Annotated in this window: 20 protein-coding genes and 1 pseudogene; 10 read left to right on the forward strand and 11 right to left on the reverse strand. The window is 63.8% G+C overall.

Annotated features, from left to right (window positions below; genetic code table 11):
• Positions 1 to 62 precede the first annotated feature (62 nt).
• The 5 genes from SxD43FB_RS03400 (at position 63) to SxD43FB_RS03420 (ending at position 5,202) form a co-directional block, all read left to right on the forward strand.
• A complete protein-coding gene (locus SxD43FB_RS03400) occupies positions 63 to 1,250 on the forward strand; it encodes a hypothetical protein (RefSeq protein ID WP_096060958.1) in 1,188 nt (395 codons plus the stop codon).
• Positions 1,251 to 1,319: 69 nt separating this feature from the next.
• Complete coding sequence (locus SxD43FB_RS03405) at positions 1,320 to 2,165, forward strand: sulfurtransferase (protein ID WP_096060959.1); 846 nt, start codon at positions 1,320 to 1,322, stop codon at positions 2,163 to 2,165.
• Positions 2,162 to 3,367, forward strand: a complete 1,206-nt coding sequence (metC, locus tag SxD43FB_RS03410; protein ID WP_096060960.1) for a cystathionine beta-lyase — start codon at positions 2,162 to 2,164, stop codon at positions 3,365 to 3,367. The genes SxD43FB_RS03405 and metC overlap by 4 nt, the downstream gene beginning before the upstream one ends.
• Positions 3,364 to 4,620, forward strand: coding sequence for a mechanosensitive ion channel domain-containing protein (locus SxD43FB_RS03415; RefSeq protein WP_037472127.1), 1,257 nt, complete (start codon positions 3,364 to 3,366; stop codon positions 4,618 to 4,620). The genes metC and SxD43FB_RS03415 overlap by 4 nt, the downstream gene beginning before the upstream one ends.
• A gap of 45 nt (positions 4,621 to 4,665) precedes the next feature.
• Positions 4,666 to 5,202, forward strand: a complete 537-nt coding sequence (locus SxD43FB_RS03420) for a sterol desaturase family protein (protein WP_096060961.1) — start codon at positions 4,666 to 4,668, stop codon at positions 5,200 to 5,202.
• On the opposite strand, the gene SxD43FB_RS03425 is transcribed toward SxD43FB_RS03420, so the two are convergent.
• From SxD43FB_RS03425 to SxD43FB_RS03440, 4 genes are all read right to left on the reverse strand, one after another.
• On the reverse strand, positions 5,171 to 5,662 hold the full coding sequence (locus tag SxD43FB_RS03425; RefSeq protein ID WP_096060962.1) for a hypothetical protein: 492 nt from the start codon (positions 5,660 to 5,662) through the stop codon (positions 5,171 to 5,173). The two genes, SxD43FB_RS03420 and SxD43FB_RS03425, sit on opposite strands and share 32 nt — an antisense overlap.
• 65 nt (positions 5,663 to 5,727) lie before the next feature.
• A complete protein-coding gene (locus SxD43FB_RS03430) occupies positions 5,728 to 6,135 on the reverse strand; it encodes a SufE family protein (RefSeq protein ID WP_096060963.1) in 408 nt (135 codons plus the stop codon).
• Between the two features lie 48 nt (positions 6,136 to 6,183).
• On the reverse strand, positions 6,184 to 7,443 hold the full coding sequence (locus SxD43FB_RS03435) for an MFS transporter (protein WP_096060964.1): 1,260 nt from the start codon (positions 7,441 to 7,443) through the stop codon (positions 6,184 to 6,186).
• A gap of 94 nt (positions 7,444 to 7,537) precedes the next feature.
• Positions 7,538 to 9,892 carry a TonB-dependent receptor gene (locus tag SxD43FB_RS03440; RefSeq protein WP_096060965.1) on the reverse strand — a complete coding sequence of 785 codons (2,355 nt, stop codon included), beginning with the start codon at positions 9,890 to 9,892 and terminating at the stop codon, positions 7,538 to 7,540.
• A gap of 162 nt (positions 9,893 to 10,054) precedes the next feature.
• On the opposite strand from SxD43FB_RS03440, the gene SxD43FB_RS03445 reads away from it, so the two are divergent.
• Positions 10,055 to 10,669: a TetR/AcrR family transcriptional regulator gene (locus SxD43FB_RS03445; RefSeq protein ID WP_096060966.1), complete on the forward strand. Its 615-nt coding sequence runs from the start codon at positions 10,055 to 10,057 to the stop codon at positions 10,667 to 10,669.
• A gap of 10 nt (positions 10,670 to 10,679) precedes the next feature.
• Here the strand turns inward: SxD43FB_RS03445 and SxD43FB_RS03450 are convergent, their stop codons facing one another.
• From SxD43FB_RS03450 to SxD43FB_RS03480, 7 genes are all read right to left on the reverse strand, one after another.
• Positions 10,680 to 13,487, reverse strand: a complete 2,808-nt coding sequence (locus SxD43FB_RS03450) for an EAL domain-containing protein (RefSeq protein ID WP_096060967.1) — start codon at positions 13,485 to 13,487, stop codon at positions 10,680 to 10,682.
• Positions 13,488 to 14,455: 968 nt separating this feature from the next.
• Positions 14,456 to 15,928, reverse strand: a complete 1,473-nt coding sequence (locus tag SxD43FB_RS03455; protein WP_217988770.1) for a 4-hydroxyphenylacetate 3-hydroxylase N-terminal domain-containing protein — start codon at positions 15,926 to 15,928, stop codon at positions 14,456 to 14,458.
• Positions 15,929 to 15,950: 22 nt separating this feature from the next.
• Positions 15,951 to 16,445 carry a flavin reductase family protein gene (locus SxD43FB_RS03460; RefSeq protein ID WP_096060969.1) on the reverse strand — a complete coding sequence of 165 codons (495 nt, stop codon included), beginning with the start codon at positions 16,443 to 16,445 and terminating at the stop codon, positions 15,951 to 15,953.
• A gap of 5 nt (positions 16,446 to 16,450) precedes the next feature.
• Entirely contained in the window at positions 16,451 to 16,975 is a 525-nt protein-coding gene (locus SxD43FB_RS03465) for a MarR family transcriptional regulator (RefSeq protein ID WP_096060970.1), read from the reverse strand.
• 55 nt (positions 16,976 to 17,030) lie between these two features.
• Positions 17,031 to 17,420, reverse strand: coding sequence for a cupin (locus SxD43FB_RS03470; RefSeq protein ID WP_096060971.1), 390 nt, complete (start codon positions 17,418 to 17,420; stop codon positions 17,031 to 17,033).
• A 1-nt stretch (position 17,421) separates the two neighbouring features.
• Complete coding sequence (locus tag SxD43FB_RS03475) at positions 17,422 to 18,720, reverse strand: amidase (protein ID WP_096060972.1); 1,299 nt, start codon at positions 18,718 to 18,720, stop codon at positions 17,422 to 17,424.
• Positions 18,717 to 19,397, reverse strand: coding sequence for a DUF2848 domain-containing protein (locus tag SxD43FB_RS03480; RefSeq protein ID WP_096060973.1), 681 nt, complete (start codon positions 19,395 to 19,397; stop codon positions 18,717 to 18,719). Before SxD43FB_RS03480 ends, SxD43FB_RS03475 begins: the two co-directional genes overlap by 4 nt.
• A 120-nt stretch (positions 19,398 to 19,517) precedes the next feature.
• On the opposite strand from SxD43FB_RS03480, the gene SxD43FB_RS03485 reads away from it, so the two are divergent.
• The 4 genes and pseudogenes from SxD43FB_RS03485 to SxD43FB_RS03500 form a co-directional block, all read left to right on the forward strand.
• Positions 19,518 to 20,282, forward strand: a complete 765-nt coding sequence (locus SxD43FB_RS03485) for an alpha/beta hydrolase (RefSeq protein WP_096060974.1) — start codon at positions 19,518 to 19,520, stop codon at positions 20,280 to 20,282.
• Entirely contained in the window at positions 20,279 to 20,713 is a 435-nt protein-coding gene (locus SxD43FB_RS03490) for a nuclear transport factor 2 family protein (RefSeq protein ID WP_096060975.1), read from the forward strand. Before SxD43FB_RS03485 ends, SxD43FB_RS03490 begins: the two co-directional genes overlap by 4 nt.
• Positions 20,714 to 20,835: 122 nt before the next feature.
• Positions 20,836 to 22,941 carry a TonB-dependent receptor gene (locus tag SxD43FB_RS03495; RefSeq protein ID WP_096060976.1) on the forward strand — a complete coding sequence of 702 codons (2,106 nt, stop codon included), beginning with the start codon at positions 20,836 to 20,838 and terminating at the stop codon, positions 22,939 to 22,941.
• Between the two features lie 176 nt (positions 22,942 to 23,117).
• Positions 23,118 to 23,900, forward strand: a pseudogene (locus SxD43FB_RS03500) (IS110 family transposase); the annotation flags it as partial.
• Between the last annotated feature and the right edge of the window lie 128 nt (positions 23,901 to 24,028).

The raw sequence follows: 24,028 nt of genomic DNA on the forward strand, positions 1-24,028 counted from the left end.
TCCAACGGGGCAGGCGACGTTGTTCACTTGCCATTCAGCGCGGCTTGTGCCTTGGCCACGTCATGGGGTCTGTTCGTTCACTTATGCTCGCCGCGCCGCTTTTGCTGGCCGCGCCCGTCCATGCCCAACAGGCCGACGAGCCTGCGCCGGGCGGTTTCAGCCTGCCGCCGTCGCGGACGGCCCCGCCCGTCGATACCCGGCGACAGGGGCCGGAACTGGATGTCTTCCGCGCGCCCGACACCCCGGTCGCGTCGCCCCCCATCGTCGCGCCGACTGTGACGCCGCCGCCCGTTGCCGTGCCGGTCCCAACTCCAGCACAGCCAGCCACGCGGCAGCCTACTCGACCAACCGAAACCCGCCCTGCGCCAACACCCGCCCCCCGCGCCGAGCCGGAACCGGAACCGGCCAATGACAGCGCGCCGACGCCAGAAGCGCCCCTGCCCCAGCCTGTGGTCAATGAGACCGCCCCCGCCGTCACCGTCACACCGCCCCCAGCGGCAACGCCCGCGCCATCGGCCAGCGCCGATACGACGCCTTGGGGCTGGATCATCGCTGGTCTGCTTGCCCTCGCAGCCATCGCCGTCGCCCTGTTGTTGCGTCGCCGTCGCTCGCCCGTCGAAGCCGAGACGGTCGAAGCGGCACCTGCCGAACAGCCCATCGCTGCCCCTCCGCCCCCACCACCTCCGCCCCCCGCGCCCGTCGCGCCACCCCCGCCGCCGCCTGCCCCCGTCGACACCGACCGCGCCTGGATCGACATGCAGCTTATCGTGACGCAGGCGCGCTATTCGCTGATGGGCGTCACCATCGCCTATGGCCTGTTGCTGCACAATCGCGGCTCGCTTGCCGCGCAGGACGTGCTGGTGCGTGGCATTATCGGCAATGGCGGCGCGAACCAGCAGGCGCTGCTCGACGGCTTCTTCATCGGCGAAACCGGCTTGCCGCTCCATGCCGCCGTGGCGCTGGCACCGGGCGAAACGCTGCGGCTGGACGGCGAACTGCGCCTTGCACCCGACCAGATCGTGCCAGTGCCCATGGGCGATCGCAGCCTGCTGATCCCGATCGCGGCCTTCGATACGGCCTATCAATATAGCGACGCAGAAGACGACAAGGGCCGCACCGCCCGCGCCTTCATCGTCGGGCAGGAGCAGGAGCCGCCCGCCGAGCGCCTCGCACCGCTGCGCTTCGACCAGGGGCCGCGCCAATATCGCCGCCCCGCTGCCCGCGCCGCCGCCGAACTGCCACCCCGCTAGGCTTGGCCCTTTTCAGCCCCCGCCCCCCGGCCTAGAAGGGGCGGCAAGACGCAGGCCATAGGGGACCGCATGACCATTTTCATATCCACCGACTGGCTCGCCGCGCAGTTGGGCGCGCCGGACCTCTGCATCCTCGACGCCAGCCTGTTCCTGCCCGGCACGCCATGCGATCCGCTCGTCGAATATGAGACAGCGCACATTCCCGGCGCCGTATTTATGGACCTGGCGACGCTCAACGACCCTGATGACGCGACGCCAGGCATGTTGCCGCCCGATAGGCTTATGACGCAGCGCTGCCAGGCACTAGGGATCAACCCCGACAGCCGGATCATCGTCTATGACAATAGCCCGCTGCACAGCGCGGCGCGCGGCTGGTGGATGATGCGCCTCTATGGCCTGGGCACTTCGGTCGCGATCCTCGACGGCGGCCTGTCCAAATGGGTGGCGGAAGGTCGCCCGACAGAGGCTGGCATCGTCACCCCCACCCCCGGCACCGCCATCGCCCGCCGCGCAGCCGGACAGGTTCGGACCAAGGCGGACCTGATCGCCAATCTCGCCACTGGCGCGGAACAAGTGCTGGACGCGCGCGGCGCTGGCCGCTTCACCGGCGCGGAGGCCGAACCGCGCCCTGGCATGGCATCAGGCCATATCCCCGGATCACGCAACTTGCCCTCCCCTTCCCTGTTCAATCCCGATAACAGCATGAAGTCGGGCAACGCATTGCGCGCCCTCTACGCCGACGCCGGGATCGATTTCGACCGCCCTGTCATCACCAGTTGCGGCAGCGGCGTCACCGCCGCCATCCTCCTCGCCGGACTGGAGTCGCTCGGCAAGGACGATGTGACCCTCTATGATGGCAGCTGGTCCGAATGGGGTTTCGATCCCGCCACGCCCAAGGCGACAGGCCCGGCATGAGTGACGACCGCAAGCCGCTGACGAAACTGGTACAGGCCGGGCGCAAGCCCGAATGGACCGGCATGCCCGGTCAGCCCGGCGGCATCGTCAGCCCCCCGGTCTGGCGCGCCTCGACCATCCTCTATGACGATGTCGCCCATCTGCGAAAGGCCGCCGGCAGCAGCACGCATGAACGGCTCTTCTACGGGCGCAAGGGCACGCCGACCGCCTGGTCCCTCGCCGACGCGCTGACCGAAATGGAACCGGGCGCGGAAGGCACGATGCTCTTCCCGTCGGGCGTCGCCGCGATCGCCTGCGCGCTGATGGCGGTGCTGAAACCCGGCGACCGACTGCTGATGCCCGACAGCACCTATGATCCGACCCGCAATTTCTGCGATCACATGCTCAATAGTTACGGTATCGAAACAATCTATTATGATCCGTGCGATGCTGTCCGGGTCGCTGTCCGTCTTGCCGATGAAAAGGTGCACGCCATCTTCCTCGAAAGCCCCGGCAGCCTGACGTTCGAGGTGCAGGACATTCCCGCCATCACCGCCATCGCGCGCGAGCGGGGCATCGTAACCCTGCTCGACAATACCTGGGCGACGCCGCTCTTTTTCCCGGCAATGGCCCATGGCGTGGACATCACAATTCTGGCCTGCACCAAATATATCGTCGGCCATAGCGACGTGATGATGGGCAGCGTCACGGCGAACGCCCAATGGTTCGGCAAGGTCCGCCAGACCGCCTATCTGTTCGGCCAGATGACCAGCCCCGACGATGCCTGGCTAGCTTCGCGCGGCCTCCGCACGTTGGGCGTGCGATTGCGCCAGCATCAGGACGGCGCGCTGGCGGTCGCCCATTGGCTCAAGGACCAGCCCGGCGTCGCGCGCGTGCTGCATCCCGCTCTGCCCGATTGCCCCGGCCATGCGCTATGGCAGCGCGACTTTTCCGGCTCGACCGGCCTGTTCAGTTTTATCCTCGACGGTGGCGATGAAGCCACCCGCGCCGCCCTGATCGACGGCCTCGCTCATTTCGGCATCGGCTATAGCTGGGGCGGTTTTGAAAGCCTTGCTCTACCGGTCGATCCCGCCCGCCACCGCACCGCAACCCGCTGGGAAGCAGAAGGGCCGATGGTGCGCCTGCATATCGGCCTGGAAGACCCCGACGATCTGATCGCCGATCTCGACGCGGGTCTTGGCCGCTACCGGGCGGCGCGATGACGCTCAGCATCGCCTGGCTGCTCAACCGCGTGCCCGATAGCGGTGGGTTGATCCATCCGCTGATCGCGCTGGGTGTCGCGCTCCTGCTGCATCTCGCCGCAGCGGGCCTCTCGCGCCGAGTCGAACCGCGGCTGCGCGGCCCCATGGAAGCCTTGGGCGAATCCTTCGCCACCCGGCTGCGGGCGATCTTGCGCTACGCTTTCTCAGCGCTGTTGATCGGAGTCGCCACCGCCTTCTGGCCCGCCGATTCGGTCGGCCATCTGGTGCTCGGCATCGGCCTTGGCCTCTCGGTCGCTTTGCTGGCTGGCTATGCGCTACGCACCCTCTCCATCCCGCGCTGGGCCACGCTGCCGCTGGCGCTCTTGCTGTTCCTGACGATCGTCTCCGGTACCAATGGCGGTCTCGCGCCCGTCGGCGCAACGCTCGACACGGTCGGGATCAGCCTGGGCAAACGCCGGGTCACGCTGCTCAGCCTGCTGTCGATCGCCGCCACTTGCGTCGCCCTGTTCGCGCTCGTCCGCCTAGCCAACAAGCTGATCGGCCGGTCGATCAGCCAGGCGGATGGCTTCGACCCCACCCAGAAGCTGCTGGCGCAGAAACTCGCCGCCATCGCCATCATCATCGCCGCCTTCTTCATTGGCGTCGACATGCTCGGCATCGACCTCACCGCCTTTGCCGTCTTTTCCGGCGCGCTGGGCCTCGCGGTCGGCTTTGGTCTGCAAAAGACGTTCGGCAATCTTATCGCGGGCATCATCCTGCTGATGGACCGATCGATCAAGCCGGGCGATGTCATCGTCGTGGGGGAGAGTTTCGGCTGGGTGAACAAGATCGGCGTGCGCGCCGTCAGCGTCATCACCCGCGACGGCAAAGAACATCTGATCCCGAACGAGAATCTGATGACGCAGGAGGTGGAGAACTGGTCCTATTCCGACCGCAACGTCCGCGTCCGCATTCCCGTCGGCATCGGCTATGACAGCGACCTCAAGCTCGCTCAGGCGCTGATGCTGCAAGCTGCAGCCGAAAGCCCGCGCGTGCTGCGCAATCCCAAGCCCAATGTCTGGCTGACCGGCTTCGGCGAAAGCCGCGTCGAACATGACATATTGGTGTGGATCAGCGACCCGGAGGGCGGGGTCGGCAATGTGAAGTCCGATGTGCTGGGCCGCGTCTGGCAGCTCTTCCGCGACAATGGCATCACCATCCCCTATCCGCAGCGGGTCATCCATGGCGCGGCCGAGCTACCCCAAAAGCCGTAACTTTACGGGGTCGCTTCCATCGGCCTGCGCGCCTATATCAAGCCCATGAACCTTGTCCTGCTCCTGCTGATCTTCCTCGCTACGGTCATCGCGATGGAGGGTTTCGCCTATGTCATGCACCGCTGGATCATGCACGGTCCCGGCTGGTTCCTGCATGCCAGCCATCATCGCCCGCGCCTTGGCCGGTGGGAAGCCAATGACCTCTATTTCGTGATCTTCGCCCTGCCCTCCATCCTTCTGCTGCTAGGCGGCGTGCAATGGGGCTGGGGCGGCTGGGCAACGGCCATCGGTGCCGGGATCGCCGCCTATGGTGCCATCTATCTCGGCTTCCACGACATCATCGTGCATCAGCGCGTCAAGAACCGCTATGTCGCCCGCTCACCCTATATAAAGCGGATCGTCCAGGCCCACCGCCTGCATCATGTGGTCGAAACCAAGGAAGGCAATGTCAGCTTCGGCTTTCTGGTCGCCCCCCGCCCGGAGGATCTGAAACGCGAACTCGCCCGCCGCAACCGTGCGGGCGTGCGCGCGCCGTCCGCTGCCGACCCGGTCACCTCGGCAGGTCGAGTTCCGCCACGTTGAAGGCGAAGGGCACGGTCTTGTCCTGCGGGCCAACCACCAGATCGACCTTCACCGTCTTGGCCTTGGCGATGACGTCATAGGCATTTTGCGACGGCATGATTTCGATCCCGTCCTTCGCATCGGTCAGCCGACCTTGCCAGCTATGCGTCTTGCCATCTTCGCCCGTCGCGCTGACCGTGCAGGCCGACAGGTCGCACTGGAACGGCGCGCCGACCAGCTTCACGGTCACGGTCTTTTCGCCATTGCTCATCGGCTGCACCAGCAGCACGGCGAAAGTGTCGGGCGCCGTCATCGTCGCGACCGTATTGGCGCTGCCGATATAGGCGACCTTCGCGGCATCGCCGGTCCCGCCCTCATATTTCCATGCCTGGCCGATTTGCTCGCGCTGGCTGGGTTGTTCAGGTTCCTGCGAACAGGCGGCCAGCAATGCCATGGCCGTCATCATCAACGGGATGCGCATAGGCTCTTGTCCTTCCATCTGGTTACGGAAGGACAATGGTCGACGCCCCTTGCGGGTTGCAGCGTTCAGCCGGTGTAGCGACCAGCCGTTTGCCGGATAAGGGCAATCATGTTGGGAATGCCCTGCGTCCGGTTGGAACTCAGCTGATTGCGCAGGTCGAAGGGGGCAAGCGCTTCCTCGATATCCGCCGCGGCGATCGCGGCTGGCGGCTGGTCCTGCACCGTCTGCAGCACCAGAGCGATGATCCCCTTGGTGATCGCGGCATTGCTGTCCGCCAGGAAATGCAGTCGCCCATCGTCCAGCACGGTCGGATAGACCCACACGGCCGCTGAACAGCCGCGCACCAGCGTCGCATCGGTCTTGAGCGCGTCCGGCATCGGCTCAAGCGCGCGGCCAAGGTCGATCAGCAAGCGATAGCGGTCGTCCGCATCGAGAAACTGATATTCTTCTTGGATGTCGGCAAGGTTCGTCATGCCCGCCCCTATAGGGCGAAAAGGACGGCAGGTAAGCCCCCCTCTTGGTCAGGCCGCCACCCAATCCTTGCGCAGCGCCCGCCCGCCCAACGCCATGAACAGCCCGGCAAGCAGATAGAAACCAAGCGCCGCGACGATGGCGTAGCGCAGCGCCTCGATCCCATAAGCCGGGGTCAGCGCGTCGGACAAAGCGCCGACGAACCAGCTGCCAAGTCCCAGCCCCACCAGATTGTTGATCAGCAGGAAACTCGCCGCCGCACTGGCGCGCATATGGGCGGGGACGAGATGCTGCACGGCGGTCAGCACCGGGCCGAGCCAGACATAGACCAACGCCTGCGGCACGAGGAACAGGGCAAAGGCAAAGCCGACGCTGTCGGACAGCACCCCGATGACGAACAACGGCATGCCTACCACATAGCTGATCGCGGGAACCCAGGCATAATAGGCCTTGTCCTTGCCACCCATCGCGTCGCCCAGCCAACCGCCCAGCAACACGCCCGCCACCCCGCCGATCAGCAGCAGCCCACCCAGAAACTGCCCCGCGCCCATCAGGTCGAGGCCAAAGCTGCGCATCAGCAGGCTGGGCAGCCAGAAAGCGACGCCATAGCCGCACATCGAACTGCACGCCGCACCCACCGCCAGGAACCAGAAGCTACGCTTGGCCGCGAGGATGCCGAACACAGCGGACACGGGCGCAGCATCGCTCGCCTGCACTGGCCGGGCGGGCTCGCGCACCACCAGGCGGAAGACAGGCGCGATCAGCAGGCCGAGCAAGCCGACAACGATGAAGGCGGTGCGCCACTCTACGGTTTGGGCGATATAGCCGCCGAGCAGCACGCCGCCCGCCGAGCCCAGCGGAATGCCGAGCGAGTAAATGGACAGCGCCCGCGCCCGCTGATGCGCCGGGAAATAGTCGGAGATCACCGCATAGGATGGCGCGACCCCGCCCGCTTCGCCCACGCCCACGCCGATGCGGCACAGGAATAGCTGCATGAAATTGCCCGCCAGCCCGCATAAAGCCGTAAAGCCGCTCCATACCGCGAGGCTGACGGTAATGACCCAGGTCCGGCTGGTGCGATCGGCCAGCAACGCCAGCGGGATCGCCAGCGTCGAATAGAGCAGCGCAAAGGCGATACCGCCCAGCGCCCCCAATTGCGTATCGCTCAGCCCCAGCTCCGCCTTGATCGGCCCGGCAAGGATGCCAAGGATCTGCCGGTCGAGGAAGTTAAACGTATAGACCAGCAACAGCATCGCCAGCACGACGCCGCGATAGGCGGGGGGAGCAGCGGGGGCGGATCGGTCGGTCATAGGGCTTTACCCATCTCCGTTCAGTTCGAGCTTGTCGAGAACCGTTGCGCAAGGGTTCTCGACAGGCGCGAACCGAACGGAGATAGGGTGAAGATCAGAACTTGACCGTCCCCGTCAAGAACACCTGCCGGGGATTGCCGTAGAAGGCGGTCAGCGTGCCTTCGCGGCCCAGCGTGGGCGTCGGGAAACCGGCGGCATTGTTGATGATGGCGCCCGTCACTGCGTTGGCCGCGACGAAGGTATAGCCCGACGTCTTATATTCCTTGTCCATCAGATTCTTGCCATGCAGGCCCAAAGTCCAGCGATCGTCTGGCGCGGTATAGACGATGCTGGCGTCCCACAGCGCAAAGCCCTTCTGGTCGATATAGGGGTTGGGAATCTCGAACTGATAGGTCTTGCTGCGCCACGACACGCTGCTCGCCAGATAGAGGCTGCCCGCGCCTACCGGGGTCGAATAGCTCATCGTGCCGCTGGCGGTCCATTTGGGCGTATTCTGTACTTCGCGATTGGCCGCCACATCGGTCGGCACGCCGCCGATGTTGGTGATATATTCGCGATATTCCGCGTCGATATAGCCGACAGCAGTCGACAGGTTCAGCCGATCGCCCGGCGTCATCAGATCACGGCCCAGCCGCGCGGTGCTTTCAAACTCCAGCCCCTTGAACCGCGCCTTGCCCGCATTGGACACCACGCCGCAGAAGGAGGGCGTGGCGACGCCGCCGACGCTGACAGTGCAGGCGACCGATCCCGGAATCTGCACATCCTTATAATCGGCATAGAAGCCCGCGACCGCGACATAGAGCGCGCCGTCCAGGAAATTGCCCTTATAGCCGACTTCATAGCTATCGACCTGTTCGGGCGCGAAGCTCAGGAACGACGCGATTTCATCGTCCTGCCGGATGCCGTCGCCATTAAGGTCAGGCGCATTGGTGCCGACGCCGCGCGGATCGAAGCCGCCGCCCTTGAAGCCCTGCGAGAAGCTGGCGTAAATATTATGATCGGGCGTCGGCTTGTAGCTGATCGAGACGCGCGGGGTAAATTTCTTATATTCGCGCTCACCGTTGAAATTGGTGCTGGGCGCGCCGAACGCCACGCCCGCGCCGCCGAACAAGGGCGACCCGCCACCCAGATAATTTTGCCGCAATATGTCGGCCCGGCGCTTGTCCCAGGTGTAGCGGCCACCGGCCGACAGGCTGAGCTGTTCCGTAATGTCGAAGGTAAAGTCACCGAACACGGCATAGGTTTCGGTGTCCACATCGGCCTGCGTATAGGCGGTCAGCCCCGCAACCGTCGTGAACAAGCGCACGTCGAACGCGGTGTCGGCCTTGGCATCGAGATAATAGAAGCCGACCATGCCGTGCAGCGGCCCCTGATCGTAGAGCAGCTGGAATTCTTGGCTCAGTTGCTCGTTGAAGTAGAAGGCGGGCACATCGACATCGACTGCGGGCAGCGCATCGAAATCGATCGGCGAGGCGCTGTCATCCTTGCGCCACGCACTGATCGAGCGCAGCGTGACCGCGTCGCTCAGTTCCGCCGTGATATTCATGGAAAGACCATAGGACTCCACATATTGTTTGGGATCAGTGAGGCCGCCGCGCGTGTCGAACACATCGTCCAGCACCGGCGCGCCCGATAGCTGGCCGGGAATCAGCCGATGGCCACCGCGCGCGCTGCTATTATCCTTGGTATAATCGCCAGTGATCCGCATCAGCACGGGCTGGCCATAACCACCCATTTCAAAGGTAGCGCGGCCCGCCCAGATATCCTTGTTGTAATTTTCATCGCCGGTGGTGAGATTGTCGCCAAAGCCACCACGCGACAGCCGGGCAAAGGCCCCGCCGACACGGATCATGTCGCTCAACGGCGCCGACACGCTGATGATGCCATCGGCCTGGTCATAGCTGCCATAGGTGCCCTTGAGCTTGAGCGAAAATTCCTGCGGCAGCATCTTCGTCACATATTTGACCGCACCACCGATGGTGTTGCGCCCATAGAGCGTGCCCTGCGGCCCGCGCAGCACTTCGATCCGCTCGACATCATAAATGTCGAGAATCGCGCCCTGCGGCCGGTTGAGATAGACATCGTCAAGATAGATGCCCACGCCCTGTTCGAAACCCGACACCGGGTCTTGTTGGCCGACGCCCCGGATGAAGGCGGTCAGCGTCGAATTGGTGCCGCGCGAGGCTTCCAGCGTAGTGTTGGGGGTCATGTTGGCAAGGTCGGTAATGTCGATCGCCCCGCCCCGTTCCAGCGCTTCGCCCGAAAAGGCGCTGACCGCGATCGGCACGCTGACCAGCGTTTCCTCGCGGCGCCGAGCGGTAACGACGATCGCGCCTTCCTCCTCGACGGCCGGGACGGCGGCGTCCTGCGCAAGGGCAGGCATGGCCAGCGCACCGCTCCAGGCAGCGGAGGCAAGGGCGATGGCGCGGATGCTGAAATGGGCCTTCATGGTCGGTCCTCTCCTGAAAATGGGGTGCCCGGTCTGCCGGATCACTTTGCGTTGACCGATTCGATAATGAAAGTTGAACCATCTTTCAACTTCAAATAGAGAGGCGGAGACAAGGCCGGTTCAGTGCGGCAAAAAGAACACAGATTTTCGCAAGGAGTGGACATGGCCGAGGACGCCGCCGCCAAGGACGACAAGACGCCGCGCACCGCCAGGGGTGAGCGAACTCGCCGCGCATTGCTGGCGGCGGCGGCAGCCGAATTTGGCGAAAAGGGCTTTCACGACGGCTCGATCAGCGGCATCACCCGCCGCGCGGGCTGTGCGCTGGGCAGTTTCTACACCTATTTTGATAGCAAGGATGATATCTTCCGCGCGCTCGTCGCCGATATGTCGGGCCAGGTGCGCGATTATGTGTCCCCGCGCATCGCCGACGCCCGCGACGGGATCGACGCCGAGCGGATAGGCCTACTCAGCTTCCTGGAGTTTGCGCGCGAACATAAGGAAATCTATCGCATCATCGACGAAGCGGAGTTCGTCGATCAGGCCGCCTATCGCGCTCATTATGAAAATACCGCGTCCCGCATGACCGCCCGCCTGACCAAGGCGGCGGTACGCGGCGATGTCCGCGCCGATGTCGAGGAAGTCCATGCCTGGGCGATCATGGGCATGAACGTGTTTCTGGGCCTGCGTTTTGGCGTATGGGATGACAGCCGCCCGCCAGAGGAGGTCGCGGCCATCGCCAATGCATTGGTGGAACGGGGCATCGGCACGAAAATCTGACCAGGCCGGATCAACGCCCCGATTCCGAGAGGGAGAGCGGCCCGCTGTTATGCATCCCCATGCTGGACCGCAGCATGTCCGCCCAGTCCGACCCGGCGCACAGACCGATCATGCCGGGTGCATCCCACTTCGCCAGGATAGGGGCGATTTGCGACCGTGCCATGGGGCGCCCGAATAGGAAGCCCTGACCGACATCGCACCCCTTGACCATCAGATGCGCCGCTTGTGCAGCCGTCTCTATGCCTTCGGCGACCGTGGTTATGCCCAGATTTTTCGCAAGGTCGATGACCGCCCCGACAATGGCGGCATCACCCGTTTCTGCGGCATTGAGGCGCGACACGAAAGACCGGTCGATCTTGATCGTGTGAACCGGAAATTGTTGCAGGTGCGTCAGCGACGCATAGCCTGTTCCGAAATCATCCAGGGCAATCGTCACGCCCGCCGCGGCCAACGTCTCCAGGCAATTATGGACCCGATCGGACAATTGCCCCACGAACACGGTTTCCGTGACCTCCAGTTCCAGCAGGCTGGCGGGCAGTCCCAGCTTGTGCATCCGCCCCAGGATGCGATCGACGAAATCACCCCGACGAAAATCGCCCGGTGCGCCGTTGAACGCGATCCGGCCAAAGGCGAGGCCCTGGTCACGCCAGGCGACCATATCGGCCATGATGCAATCGAGCATCCGATCGGTCAGCCGGACCGCCAGATCCGCGTCTTCGAACGCCGCGCGAATTGCGCCGGGCGGCTGCAGCCCCTGCTGTTGATCGTGAATGCGCAGCAAGGCTTCGAAACCCTCCAACGCCCCGGTGCGCAGGTTCACCTTCGGCTGATAAAAGGGGATGATATGGTTGTTGGTCAGGGCCGCCCGCGCCTTGGTCAACATGGCCTTTTCCATGTCTACCGCTTCGCGCATGGCGGGCGTGAAGCCTCGTATCTGACCTGGCCCCTCGCTCTTGGCGGCATAGAGCGCCAGATCCGCGCATTTATGCAGCTCTTCGGCGTCCAACCCATCCCGAAACGCCAGCGCACCACCCGCGCTCAGGCTGACATCGATATGGCGTCCATCATGCAGCAGGGAGCCCGTCAGGCTACCCATGATGGTGTCGACGGTTTCCTGTCGCGCCTGTTCCGGGGTCAATCCCGGCAGGATGATCGCGAACTCGTCCCCACCCAGACGCGCCAAAGTCGCACCGACCGGCAAACGCTTGCTCAGTTTGGCTGCCACGTCATGCAGCACCGCATCGCCCGCATGATGGCCAAGCGTATCGTTGATGGTCTTGAACCGATCGACATCGAGCACAATCAGGCCGACGCACTGCCCCTGTCGGCGCGCCTCCTCTAACGCTTGGTCCAGGCGCTCGGCGAACATCGCGCGATTGGGCAGCCCGGTCAGGGCATCATGCGACGCCGACCATTTGAGCTTGGCCTCATATTGCAACTGCGCGGTGACATCATGCAGCGAACCCAGCAGACGGACCGGCTTGCCATCCTTGTTGCGCACAACATAGCCCCGCGCGACGAGATTGAGATAGCGCCCATCGGCCGCGCGAAATCGGAATTGTTCGACCCATTGGTTGAAATGCGCGTCCTCCAGGCTGGCGAGGTTGTCGACCACGCGCTTTTGATCGTCCGCATGGATATGGTCGACCCACCATGACCGGGACGTGCCCGTGCGGGTTTCGGCATAGCCCAGAACATCGAAAGCGGCCTCGCTCCAATCGATCCGATCCTGTTCAAGTGAGCAGTCCCAGATGATGTCGTTGGTTGCCCGCGACGCCAGCCGATACCGCTCCTCGCTCTCTCTCAGCGCATTTTCCGCTTTGACCTGATCATCGATATCCTCCAGCGTCCCATACCATTTCAGGATGGTGCCATCTTCAGCCCGACGCGGCTGCGCGCGGGCGCGATGCCAGTGATACACGCCACCACGATCGCGCAAACGATAGCGCACATCCACAGCCGAGGCATCTGGCGCGCTAGTCGTTCGGTGCCACAGATCGAGAATTGCGGGGAGATCGGCGGGATGAACAGCGGCCGTCCACCCACTACCCAACGCATCCGCCGTCGGCATGCCGGTCACCGCCTCCCATTTGGGACTGAGTTCGAGGATCGCGCCGACAGCGTCGCTGATCCACGGCATTTGCGGATTGAGGTCGACCGAATAGCGATAATGATCTTCACTCTGCCGAAGCGCGGTGACCACCGCGCTCATCTCGGACCGCGAGATCAAAAGCTTGCTGAACGCCGACTGGCTGGTCGCGAGAGTGCGGACGATAACGGCGGCGATGATGAGGAAAGTGACACCGATCCCAATCAGGTAGACGTCGGACGATGTCAGCAGGCACAAGGTAACCGGCGCCGCACCGAACAGCAGGACAAATCGGCCGGCCACGGGCAAGGATTGCAAGCAATAACAACAGCTGATCGAGCCAACGAACACATAGAGCGCAACCGATGTGATCCGGTCGGTCGCCACTTCATTGAGCAGGAACAACCCCCAAGCCCCGAACGCGGCGCTCAGGACCGCCGACATGACGATGGTCCCGGCAAGATGCCGCCGCATCTTGCTTGGGGAGGGTACGCTCCTCTTGCGCGCCATCCACAGGAAACCCCGGACGACGATAATGACGGACAGGGTAGCCGGAACGCTGAGGCTCAGCCAGACCGGCACATCGCCATAGGTCACCATCGCCAGGCAAAAGACGTTGATGAACATCAAGGCGTACATCAGGGGAATCTGCCCCGTCAGCGCCTTATACTGCTCGTGCAACGCCACCTGCGATTTTTCGGCAATCCGTCTGAACCGAGCAAATACCATATACGCGCACCAAGCTCTCCCTCGCTATATATAGGAGCAACCCGTTAACAAACGCATAGAGCCAGCAATATCGAACGTTCATGCAGGAAGCATGGTCGATGCGCGTGAGCGTCCCGCTATCTGATCATATTTATTGGGGGGAGAGTAAAAATGGTGCCCGGAGACGGAACCCAAGAGATCAAATAAATATTTGATTTCAAATTCTTGATTGCTCGTCAGCTGGAGAGTGATACCGCAAAATATACCACGAGGCGCAAAGGATGAGCCTAGGTCGTCTCTAAGCTTATAATATCATTAAAGAATTTTGCAAGGGGCATCCATTTCTGGCCACGTGTGTCCAAACATCGAGAAATCCTCAGGTTTTGGACCCGGGTTCGGTTCCCATCTGATCAGCTTTGGGGCTCATTTTGGGTAGCTATCGACCCATGCCGGACGCTCAGCGCCCGATTTTGGATCCTCAGCAGCAGACGTTCCGCTTTTCTGACGGCTGTCGACAAAAGGCGGTCGTCCAGATCTGCTGCCGCGAACGTCCGCTCCTGACAAAAGCTGCCTATGAACCGCTCCGATGCAGATCGTCAGGAAAGCGCCCTAATTCGGTCATTCAGCATACCGCCGTCTCGGCCCGAAAGCTGCCATCGCGACATAGCGGCGGGAAGTACGCATTTCGGTGGTTGGCAAACGGCAGTTCACGAGCTTGCGATTGCTGCCCTTTTTTATCGGCAGGATCTCGCAGTTCTGCTTGTGCCAGCTGGTTAGCTTTAAGCTCGTATTGCTTCTGCCTCTTACGATGTGCTGGCAGGCCTCGATCGGATCCTCCAGGTCACCAGTGGTTTCTCGCGCTGGCGGGGTAGCGGCTGGCCCCGACCGTACAGCGTAGGCCCCGCCAACCACCCAAGCCGCCCGACTTCATTCCGCGGTTGGTGGGATATCATGCACTTCGCGCCTTTCCGCACACGACCCGCCCAACCTCAGGCCGCGGCTTCGCTCAGCGCCATATCGCTCCCGACCGAGTAGCTTGCCATGACATTGTCGACGAGGCCGGTCGCCTGTGCCCAGTCATAGGTGCGAAAGCTGTGTCCCTTAGTGACGAAGGTCGCGCCCGCGTAGAACATTTCATACTGGCTATGCCGGCTTGCGAATTCCGACCCGATTGCGTCCCAGGCTAGCTTGAAGAACTTGACCCGCTCCTCGGAACTCGCGGTCGGTGACTGCTGCGTTTTGCCGATGATCCGCGCGATTTCGGGATTTGCGAAATCGCGCGTGCTCGACGGCAGCATGATCAGACCGCCGCCCGCGAGATCGCGCAGCGAATTGATCACCTTGGCGTAGAGCTGCTGGGTGAGGACCTGCGCCGAATAGAGGATCTGGGCGTCAGGGACGTAAAAGCCGTTCACGACCTTGCCCTTGGCCTCCATTCCATAGACCATTCCCTCGACCAGCGTCGCCTCCGCTGCCAGCTGGCCGAGCGTGTCGCGAACCGGCGGCAGCGCGATCGTGCCGTTCACCTCGGCGGTGCGGCGGGCCAGGCCCATCAGGAAGCGCATCTTCACCATCAGGCGCACCTGGCACTGATAGTTCTGCAGAACATGCGCGGGGGTCGCATGGAACTGCTTCATCATCATCGCCGTATCGCCGGCGACGAAGACGCGGTCCCACGGGACCTTCACATCGTCGAAATAGATGACCGCGTCATTCTCGTCGAAGCGGCTCGCCAGCGGATTGTCATAGATGCTAGGGGCGGCCGCCTCGTAGGATTTGCGCGAGAGCAGCTTCAGGCCCGGCGCGTTCATCGGCAGCGCGAGCGAAACCGCATATTTCTCGTCGCCCGGCCCGAGCGGCTGGATGCAGCTCACGAACACCTCGTTCGCCATGATGCCGCTGGTCGCGAGCATCTTGGCGCCGCGCAGCGTGAGCCCGGTCGAATCCTGGTCGACGATGCCGGCAGTCAGATACTCGTCGGCCTGCTCATGCGCCGCCTTCGACCGGTCGGCCTGCGGGTTGATGATGACATAGGTGAGGAAGAGGTCGTTATCGCGGGCATAGCGGAAATAGTCCGCAAGCGCCCCCGCGCGGACCGGATCATAGCTCTCGAAGACGTCGAGGCCCATCATCATGCCCGCGAAGCAGGAGGCGACGTGATCGGGCGAACGGCCCATGAAACCATAATGGGTCTCCGCCCAGGCTTCCATCGCCCGGCGCCGCTCGACGAGCGCTTCGTAACTCGTCGGCAGGTCCCAGGCGCGGCTCACCCGCCGACCGCTGGTCGGGCTCTCGATGGTCATCAGTTCGGCGTTGGCCGCCTGGAAATCGTAGAGGCTGGCGGCAGAGGCCACCGAATTGCGGAAGGCTGGATGCGCGGTGACGTCGCCTGCCTCTTCGCCGCCGATATAGACCATGCGCCCATCGCGCAGCGCGGCCAGATGACTGGATCCGGTTTTCACTTCTTTTTCTCCCTGGAAGACGTCAGGCGGCACGGCCGGCGATGGCGTGATATCCGCCGCGGAAGAAGACGAGCGGTTCGCCTTCCTCGGCAATTTCGAAGCGCAGCACATGACCGACGACGATGAGATGATCGCCGCCCTCATGCACCGCGAAGGGCGCGCATTCGAAGGTGGCAAGGCATGGTCCGATCAGCGGACAACCGGTCTCGCCCAGCACGGGGGCGAGGCCTGCCCATTTCTCGCCGCGTCCGCCGGCGAAGCGGCTCGACAGGTCGCTCTGGTCGTGCCGGAGCACGCTGATGCCGAAGTTCCTGGCGGCGAGCAGCGCCGGCAGGCTCGGTGCGGTGCGGCCGACGCTAAACAGCACCAGTGGCGGATCGAGCGAGACCGCGTTGAACGAGCTCACCGTCATCGCGATCGGATCGCGCCCTTCGGTCTCCGCCGTCACCACCACGACACCTGTCGGGAAGTGGCCCAGCGCGTTGCGAAAGGCGCGCTGGTCGAATGCCAGACCCATGACGATCAGGCCTGCCGGCGACGCTGTTCGGCCTGGAGCCGAAGCAGCGCCAGCGCTTCCTCGGTACCGCCGACCAGCGAGGCGATGATCTGCGCAAAGGCGCGGAACTGGTTCGCGCTCAGCCCGTCGAAGATCGTATCGTTGACCGGGCATTGGGTCGCGGCCAGCTCGTCGAGCAAGCTGCGAGCCTTGCCGGTGACGGTGAGGACGACGCGGCGTCCGTCCTCGTGATGCGGCACCTTGTCCACCAGGCCCGACTTGACCAGCTTGTTGACCTCGATCGTCACGAACGCGCCCGACAGATGCAGATGCTCGCCGACCTTGCTGACGCCGACCTCACCCTGCTGGCCGAGATGCTCGATCGCAATCAGGATCGAATAAGCGGGACCGGAGAGGCCGATCACCTCACCGAGCCGATTGCGGATTTCCTGGAGCCGCGCACTGAAACCGAGCGCGTCATGGACGGCCTGGCGGAACAGATGGTCCTCGCCATCGACCAATAATTCGGCTTTGCTGACTGTCAGTGGCATCGCTGTCTCCCTCTGAGTCGGATAATGACTTTGCGACAAAGCTATGTCAATTAGTTTATGCCGGGTCGAAATAATGAATCTCGAGCAGCAGGCAGCCATTGTTCGACTTGAAGGGACCGTGGAACACGCCCGGCGGGCGGCAGGCATAGGTGGGTGAGAGGAAGGCCTCGCCGCCATCGCCATTCTCGTCATTGCCGACGGTCAGGTCGCCCTCGAGGAGAAACACCTCCTCCCAATAATCATGGACGAACGGCTTGGTGGTGAACACGCCCGGCTGGAAGCGCAGCAGGCGGGTGCGGCTGCCGCGGCGTTGCTCGGGATCGAGGCTGCCGGACAGGATCTTCTCGTCGACTCCACCGCCGGGCTTATAGCCTTCGGGAAGCTGCCAGCCGTCATCGGCCATGTCGATCGGATGGAATTCGCGGTGCTGCTTGGTAACGGCCATGTCAGGCTCCTTTCAGTAGGGATTGCACGCTCGTGGCGACGCTCAGCAGATGGTCGTCACGGCCATGGAGCGCGGCGAGGGTCAGGCCGACGGGCGGTCCGTCGCCGGGGCATGGGATCGAGATCGCACAACCGTCGAGCAGGTTGGCGACGGTCGAGTTGCGCAGCGCCTGCGCATTGGCGGCGTGATAGGCGGCATCGTCGGCTAGCGACGCGATCGTGGGGGCGATGAAGGGCACCGTCGGCCAGAGCAGCGCATCGAGACCCGCGATCTGGGTGGCGATCGCGTCGATGAAAGCGCGGCGCCGCGCCAGCAGCCGGACATAGCCCCCGGCGCTCATCGCCCCGCCGGCGCGGATGCGCGCGACGACCCGCGGATCATATTCACCCGCCCGCCCGGCGGAGAGGAACGCCTCGTGCCAGGCAAAGGCCTCGGCGGCGGGGAAGGTCGCCTCCTGCATCATCGCCGGAATGTCGGCCAGTTCGGCGAGTTCGACGGGCTCGACCAGGCCTCCGCCCGCCTCGATCGCCGAGACCGCGGCGTCCATCGCGCGCACCACCTCGGGCGCCATCCCGTCCCGGACATAGGTCTGCACCAGCCCGAGCCGGATTCGGCGCGGGGGGAGGGTCGTGCGCGGCAGGCCGGGACGATCGCGGATCACGTCGAACACCGCCGCGCAGTCGCCCACCGACCGCGCTATCACGCCGACCGAATCGAGTGTCGTCGACAGCGGCAGGACACCCTCCCGCGTGATGGCGTCGGCGCTGGGCTTGAAGCCGGTCACGCCGCACAGCGCCGCCGGGATCCTGATCGAGCCGCCGGTATCGGTGCCGATCGCAACCGGCGCGATGCCGAGCGCCACCGACACGGCGGCGCCGGACGAAGAGCCGCCGGGGATGCGCTGCTCGTCCGGGAAGGCGGGATTGAGCGGAGTCCCGAAATGCGGGTTGAGGCCGAGGCCGGAGAAGGCGAACTCGGTCATGTTGGTGCGGCCGAGCACGACGAAGCCGGCGCGGCGCAGCCGCTCGACGACGGGGGCGTCCCTGCGCGCTTTCGGCGCATCCGCCAGCAGCGTCGACCCTGCCGTCGTCGCATGGCCCATCAGGTCGAAATTGTCCTTCACCGTCACCGGCACGCCGAGGAAGCGCGCGCGCGAGCGGGCGGCGCGCCGCGCGTCGGCCGCCTCGGCAAAGGCGCGGGCGTCCGAATCGAGCCTCAGCGTGAACACCGACGCGGCATCGGCCGCGTCGGCGCGCAGCAGCGCGGTGTCGATGCTCGATCGGCTCGCTGCGGTGATCATGCTTCGGCGATCGGCAGGACGGTGACCGAATAATGGTGGCGGAGCGCACGGCTGCGGACGGGATCGATCAGCTCGACGCCCATGCCATCGGCGAAGCGGATGCCGCCTTGAACCGGGAGGGTGCCGCAGAACATGACGGTGCCATCCGGTACCACGCCTTCGCGCGCTTCATATTCGGCAAGCAGGTCGTCCGGCCGACGAAGTCCCGAGACCGGGCCTTCCTGGTAGACCTCGCCGGTGCCCGGCAGGGTCGAGCGGAGCCGAAGGTCGTCCCAATGGGCGGAGACTTCCCGCCAGGGCCATATGACGGCCGAGACGGGTTTGCTGCAGACCTGCTTCGAGAGCGTGATGCCCACGGTTTCGAGCTTGCGGTCAGTGTGGTCGGAGCCGACCCCGACATAGAGTTCGCCGCCGTGCTTCCAGAGAACCGCCTCGACTTCGCCCGAACCGTCGCGGCCGACCATCTCGACCGATGGCTCAGTGGTCAGCTGACTGGCGCTGACCCTGTAGAAGATTGGCACGGCGCTCGGCCGCGCGACGCCGAGCGCCGCCAGTTCCTCGATATGCGCTTCGAGCACCGCCGTGTCACGGCCCGTCCATCCGGCGATCACCAGTTTGCGCGGTGTGAAGGCCAGCGGCTCGTTGCCGGCGTCCTGCTGAATGACAAGATTGATCATATCGCTGCTCCCGTTGCTGCAGCTTGGCTATAAGCAGAAAGCTTTTTAAACAAGCTATTTTTATTAGTAGACAAGCTAGGCAAAGTAGATAAGTTACAAAGCAACTTTGGGAGCGACTCGATGGGATTTGCAGTAGAGCGCTGGGGCAACGGGCCTGAACGCATCGTGCTCGTGCATGGCAGCTTGAGCGTGGGAACGGGAGCCTTCTCCGAACAGCGGGCGCTGGCGGACCGTTTCACGGTCGATGTCGTCACTCGCCGCGGCTATGGCGAGACATCGCCGATCGCGCGGGTCGACATCGCTCAGGACGCGCTGGACGTGGTGGAGGTGCTGGGCGATGGCGCGCATCTCGTCGGCACGTCGATGGGCGGGGTCGTATCGATGAACGCCGCCGGGCTTCGTCCCGATCTCGTCCGTTCGCTGACGCTGATCGAGCCGCCGGCCTTCGCCCTGGCAGCCGATCATCCCGATGTGCGGCGCGTCTCGGACGCCATGAAGCGTCATTGGCGCGAGGCCGATGGCATCGGCGATCATGCCTTCGTGACGGGTTTCGTCGCCGCGCTGGAAATGGAAATGGTGCTGCCCGATCCGCTCCCGCCGGCGCTTGCCAACGCGGTGCGCAACCTGATCACCGAGCGTCCCTGGAAGGTCGATGTGCCCATCGGCATCGTTGCCGATGCAGCCTTCCCCAAGCTGGTCGTCACCGGTGGCTGGAGCGGCGCCTTCGATGCGATCTGCCGTCGACTGGCCGACCTGCTCGAGACCGATCTCCATGTGCTGACCGGCGCCGGACACGGCGTCCAGAAGCTCGGCCCCCCCTTTAATTCCCTGCTGGCGCGGCTCGTCGAGCACGCCGCCAGCCCCCTCGACGGAGTTGTGCCATGACCTTCCCCACGGATGACAAGATCGAAATCCAGGAGCTTTGCGCGCGCATCTATCTGGCCATCGATGGCAATGACGCAGCGGGCTTCGCCGCGGGCTTCGCAGCCGACGGCACCTTCGTCGCGCCCTATGGGGAGTTTACCGGGACCGACGCGGTCCGCACCTTCATGGAGCATCATATCGCGGCCGGCAAAGAGGATGGCGTCCGCCATTTCATCACCAATCAGGTCATCGACCCGCAGGCCGACGGCGCGCGCTACCGCTTCTACATCCTCAAGATGAACATCGCGACCGGTCCGGTCGCGATCGCATCCGCCGCCGGCGACGCCATCGTCGTCAAGACCGCCGAAGGTTGGCGCTTCCAGCGCTTCCAGCTGATCATCGATCCGGCGATGTTCGGGTCCGAGAAGCCCGCGCTCGCCAAGGCGGCCTGACGTCAGAGCTCCGCGGGGGGAGCCATAATCAAGCACGGGTGCCGGGCGAGACCAACAAGGTCCGTCGATGACGGCCCGTGTTCAAAAGACAATGGCCACCGGCCATCCAAAAAGGGGGCAAGATGATGTTCGATTTCAGGAAATTTCTCCGTGCGTCGACGATGTTGTCCGCGCTCTGCGCGACACCTGCCTTCGCACAGGCAGAACCGCAGAGCGCCGTAGCCGACAGTGGCGGGCTCGATGATATCGTCGTCACGGCCCGAAAGCGCAAGGAGTCCCTCAACGACGTCCCGCTGTCCGTCAGTGCTGTCACCTCGGTCACGATCGAGCGCGCCGGCATCACCTCGCTCGACCGGTTGAACGCCATCGTACCGAGCTTCAGCCAGGTGCCCGCGCAGGATCCCGGGACCAACATCATCACGATCCGAGGCATCACCCAGGTGCGCTTCGGTGAGCCTCCCGTGGCGCTGGTGGTCGACGGCGTCCAGTCCTCTTCGCCCGATCAGGGCACGCAGGAACTGACCGATATCGAGCGGATCGAAGTCCTCAAGGGGCCACAGGGTTCGACCTATGGCCGCAACGCGATCGGAGGCGCGATCAACATCGTCACCAAGCTGCCGACCAACACGGTGGAGAACGAGCTGTCGGCCGAGATCGGCCAGGGCCTGTTTTACCGGCTGTTCGGGTCGTCCTCCGGGCCGATCATCGACGATGTGCTGCTTTATCGCATCTCGGCGATGTACAAGAACAACGAAGGCCGCATCCGCAACCTCACCCTCGGCCGCAAGGTCGATGATTATGACGCGGTGAGCCTGCGCGGACGGCTGATCTTCAAGCCGAGCGATGTGCTGACCCTCGATCTACGCGGCAGCTACGAGAACCTCGATGGAGGCTCGGCCTATTATTACCCGATCTTTCCAGGGCAGGACCTCAATGCCGTCCACCCCGTAATCGCGAACCGCGACGGTAAGGGGGTGCGGCGCCTGCGCGATGTCTCGCTCAAGGTCGACTATGACTTCGGCGGGGTGACGCTCACTTCGATCAGCGCCTTCGCTTATGCCAAGGCGGCGACGCTGGGGCAGGATCTCGACTTTCTGCCATTCCCGTTGGCGCCCGGTTTTGGCGGCCTCATCCTCGATCAGACCAGGCGCGTGAAGAGCTGGAGCGAGGAGGTCCGCCTGACCTCGCCGTCGGATCAGCCGCTGCGCTGGCTGATCGGCGCCTATTATCTGAAGACCCATCGCGACGCCGCGTCGTCAGCCTTTCTCGATCTGGCGGGGGAGGGGCCGTACCAAGCGGTCCAGCTCAGCTATCTGCCAGAGCGTAGCCGCAACAATGCTTATGCCTTGTTCGGCACCCTGGATTACGACATCTCGCAGGCGTTCAAGCTGTCATTGGGGCTGCGCCAGGACTGGGACGATCGTAAGCAGACCAACCCGGCCACCGGCTCGCGCATCGCCAAGGTCTTCAAGTCGCTGCAGCCCAAGGCGTCGCTCAGCTACTTCTTCGAGCCCGACAAGATGGTCTATGTCTCGGCCGCACGCGGGTTTCGCAGCGGCGGGTTCAACGCTCAGTCGCTGATCTTCCCGCGTCAATATGGCTCGGAGGTCGCCGAGACCTATGAGCTGGGATCGAAGCTGTCGCTGCTTGATCGGCGTGTTCAGCTGAACCTCGCCGCCTTTTACACCGACCAGAAGAACGTCCAGTTCTACCGCTGGGATTCCCAGTCGGCCGCGCAGGGCATCCTGACGATCAACGACGCCTATCATTATGGGATCGAGGGCGATCTGACCGCGCGGATCGGCCGAAACCTTCGCCTGTTCGCCGGGGGCTCGCTGATCGAGTCCAAGATCCAGGACTTCAACGGCACGGCACTGTGGCGGGGCAACAAGCAGCCGCACATCAACGGCTGGAAATATAATCTCGGCGGACAATATGAGGCGCCGCTCGGCTCGGAGGCCCGTGCTATCCTTCGGGCTGACTATTCGGCCTTCGGCGATCTCTACTGGTTCGTCGACAATCTGGCGAAGCAGGATCCCGTGCATCTGGTGAATGCGCGCCTGATCGTCGAGCGTTCGCCGTGGACGCTGACGCTGTCTGCCGAGAACCTGTTTAACAAGCGCTACAACACCGACTATTTCTCGGCCTTCTTCGCAGGTACGCCGACGGATGTGGGGTTCCCAAACAGTCCTCGCCAACTCAATGCGAAGCTGTCGGTCCGCTTTTGAACGGGCAGCGCCCCGACGCCATGGCGGGGCGCTGCACAACTTCCTACAGGTAGCAGATGGAAGTCTGCTCTGTGGCCTCAAGTGTTCAAAGCGGATGAGGTGGATGGCTCCCGCTCACGGCATCTAAGTGCCCAGATGGGTTTGCTGTCATGCGACCCGAGAAGGAGCCACCCGCCATGGAGATTAGCACGATCGGCCTCGATTTGGCCAAAAACGTTTTTCAGGTTCACGGTATCAGCGCGACCGGAGAGGTCGTCATTCGCAAGGCGCTGCGGCGATCGCAGATGTTGCCGTTCTTCGAGAAGCTGCCGCCGTGCCTTGTCGGCGCCGAGGCCTGCGGGACGTCGCATCACTGGGCGCGCGAACTGACGAAGCTGGGCCATGAGGTGCGGCTGATGCCGGCGGCTTACGTGAAGCCTTATGTGAAGCGCGGTAAGAACGATGCCGCCGACGCAGAGGCAATCTGCGAAGCGGTCACACGTCAGACGATGCGGTTCGTGCCCGTCAAGTCGCGCGAGCAGCAGGCAGCGTTGTCGCTGCATCGCGTGCGTAGCCTGCTGATCAAGCAGCGCACGCAGCTGGTCAACATGATGCGCAGCGTGCTCGCCGAGCTGGGCATCGCGATCCCGGTGGGGATCGTGAAGGCACTGCAGATGGCGCGGGAGATCGCCGAGGGTGAGTCCAAGCTCGACCTGCCGACCGAAGCGGTGAACGTCGTCGCCATGCTGGCAGGACAACTGCTCCAGCTTCACGCCCAGTTGCGAAAGCTCGACCTGCGTCTCGCCGCTCTGCAGCGGAGCGACGACAGGGCCCGGCGCCTGGCGACGATCCCTGGTATCGGGCCGATCGGCGCGACCGCGCTTGCCGCGTCAGTGACCGATCCAAGCCAGTTCTCGTCAGGGCGCCAGTTCGCCGCCTGGCTAGGGCTGACCCCGCGGCAGAGTTCGAGTGGCGGCAAGGTATAGCGCGACGATCTGGGTGAGAGGTCAGCGACTATCAGGATGAGAACAGATTGTCGCGGCGGGTTCATGGTGCCGGGTTAGATTGTCGCTGGCAAGGGCGATTCTTCGCTCTGATTGTCGCTGAT

The organism is Sphingobium sp. D43FB, assembly GCF_002312805.1.
Taxonomy (GTDB): domain Bacteria; phylum Pseudomonadota; class Alphaproteobacteria; order Sphingomonadales; family Sphingomonadaceae; genus Sphingobium.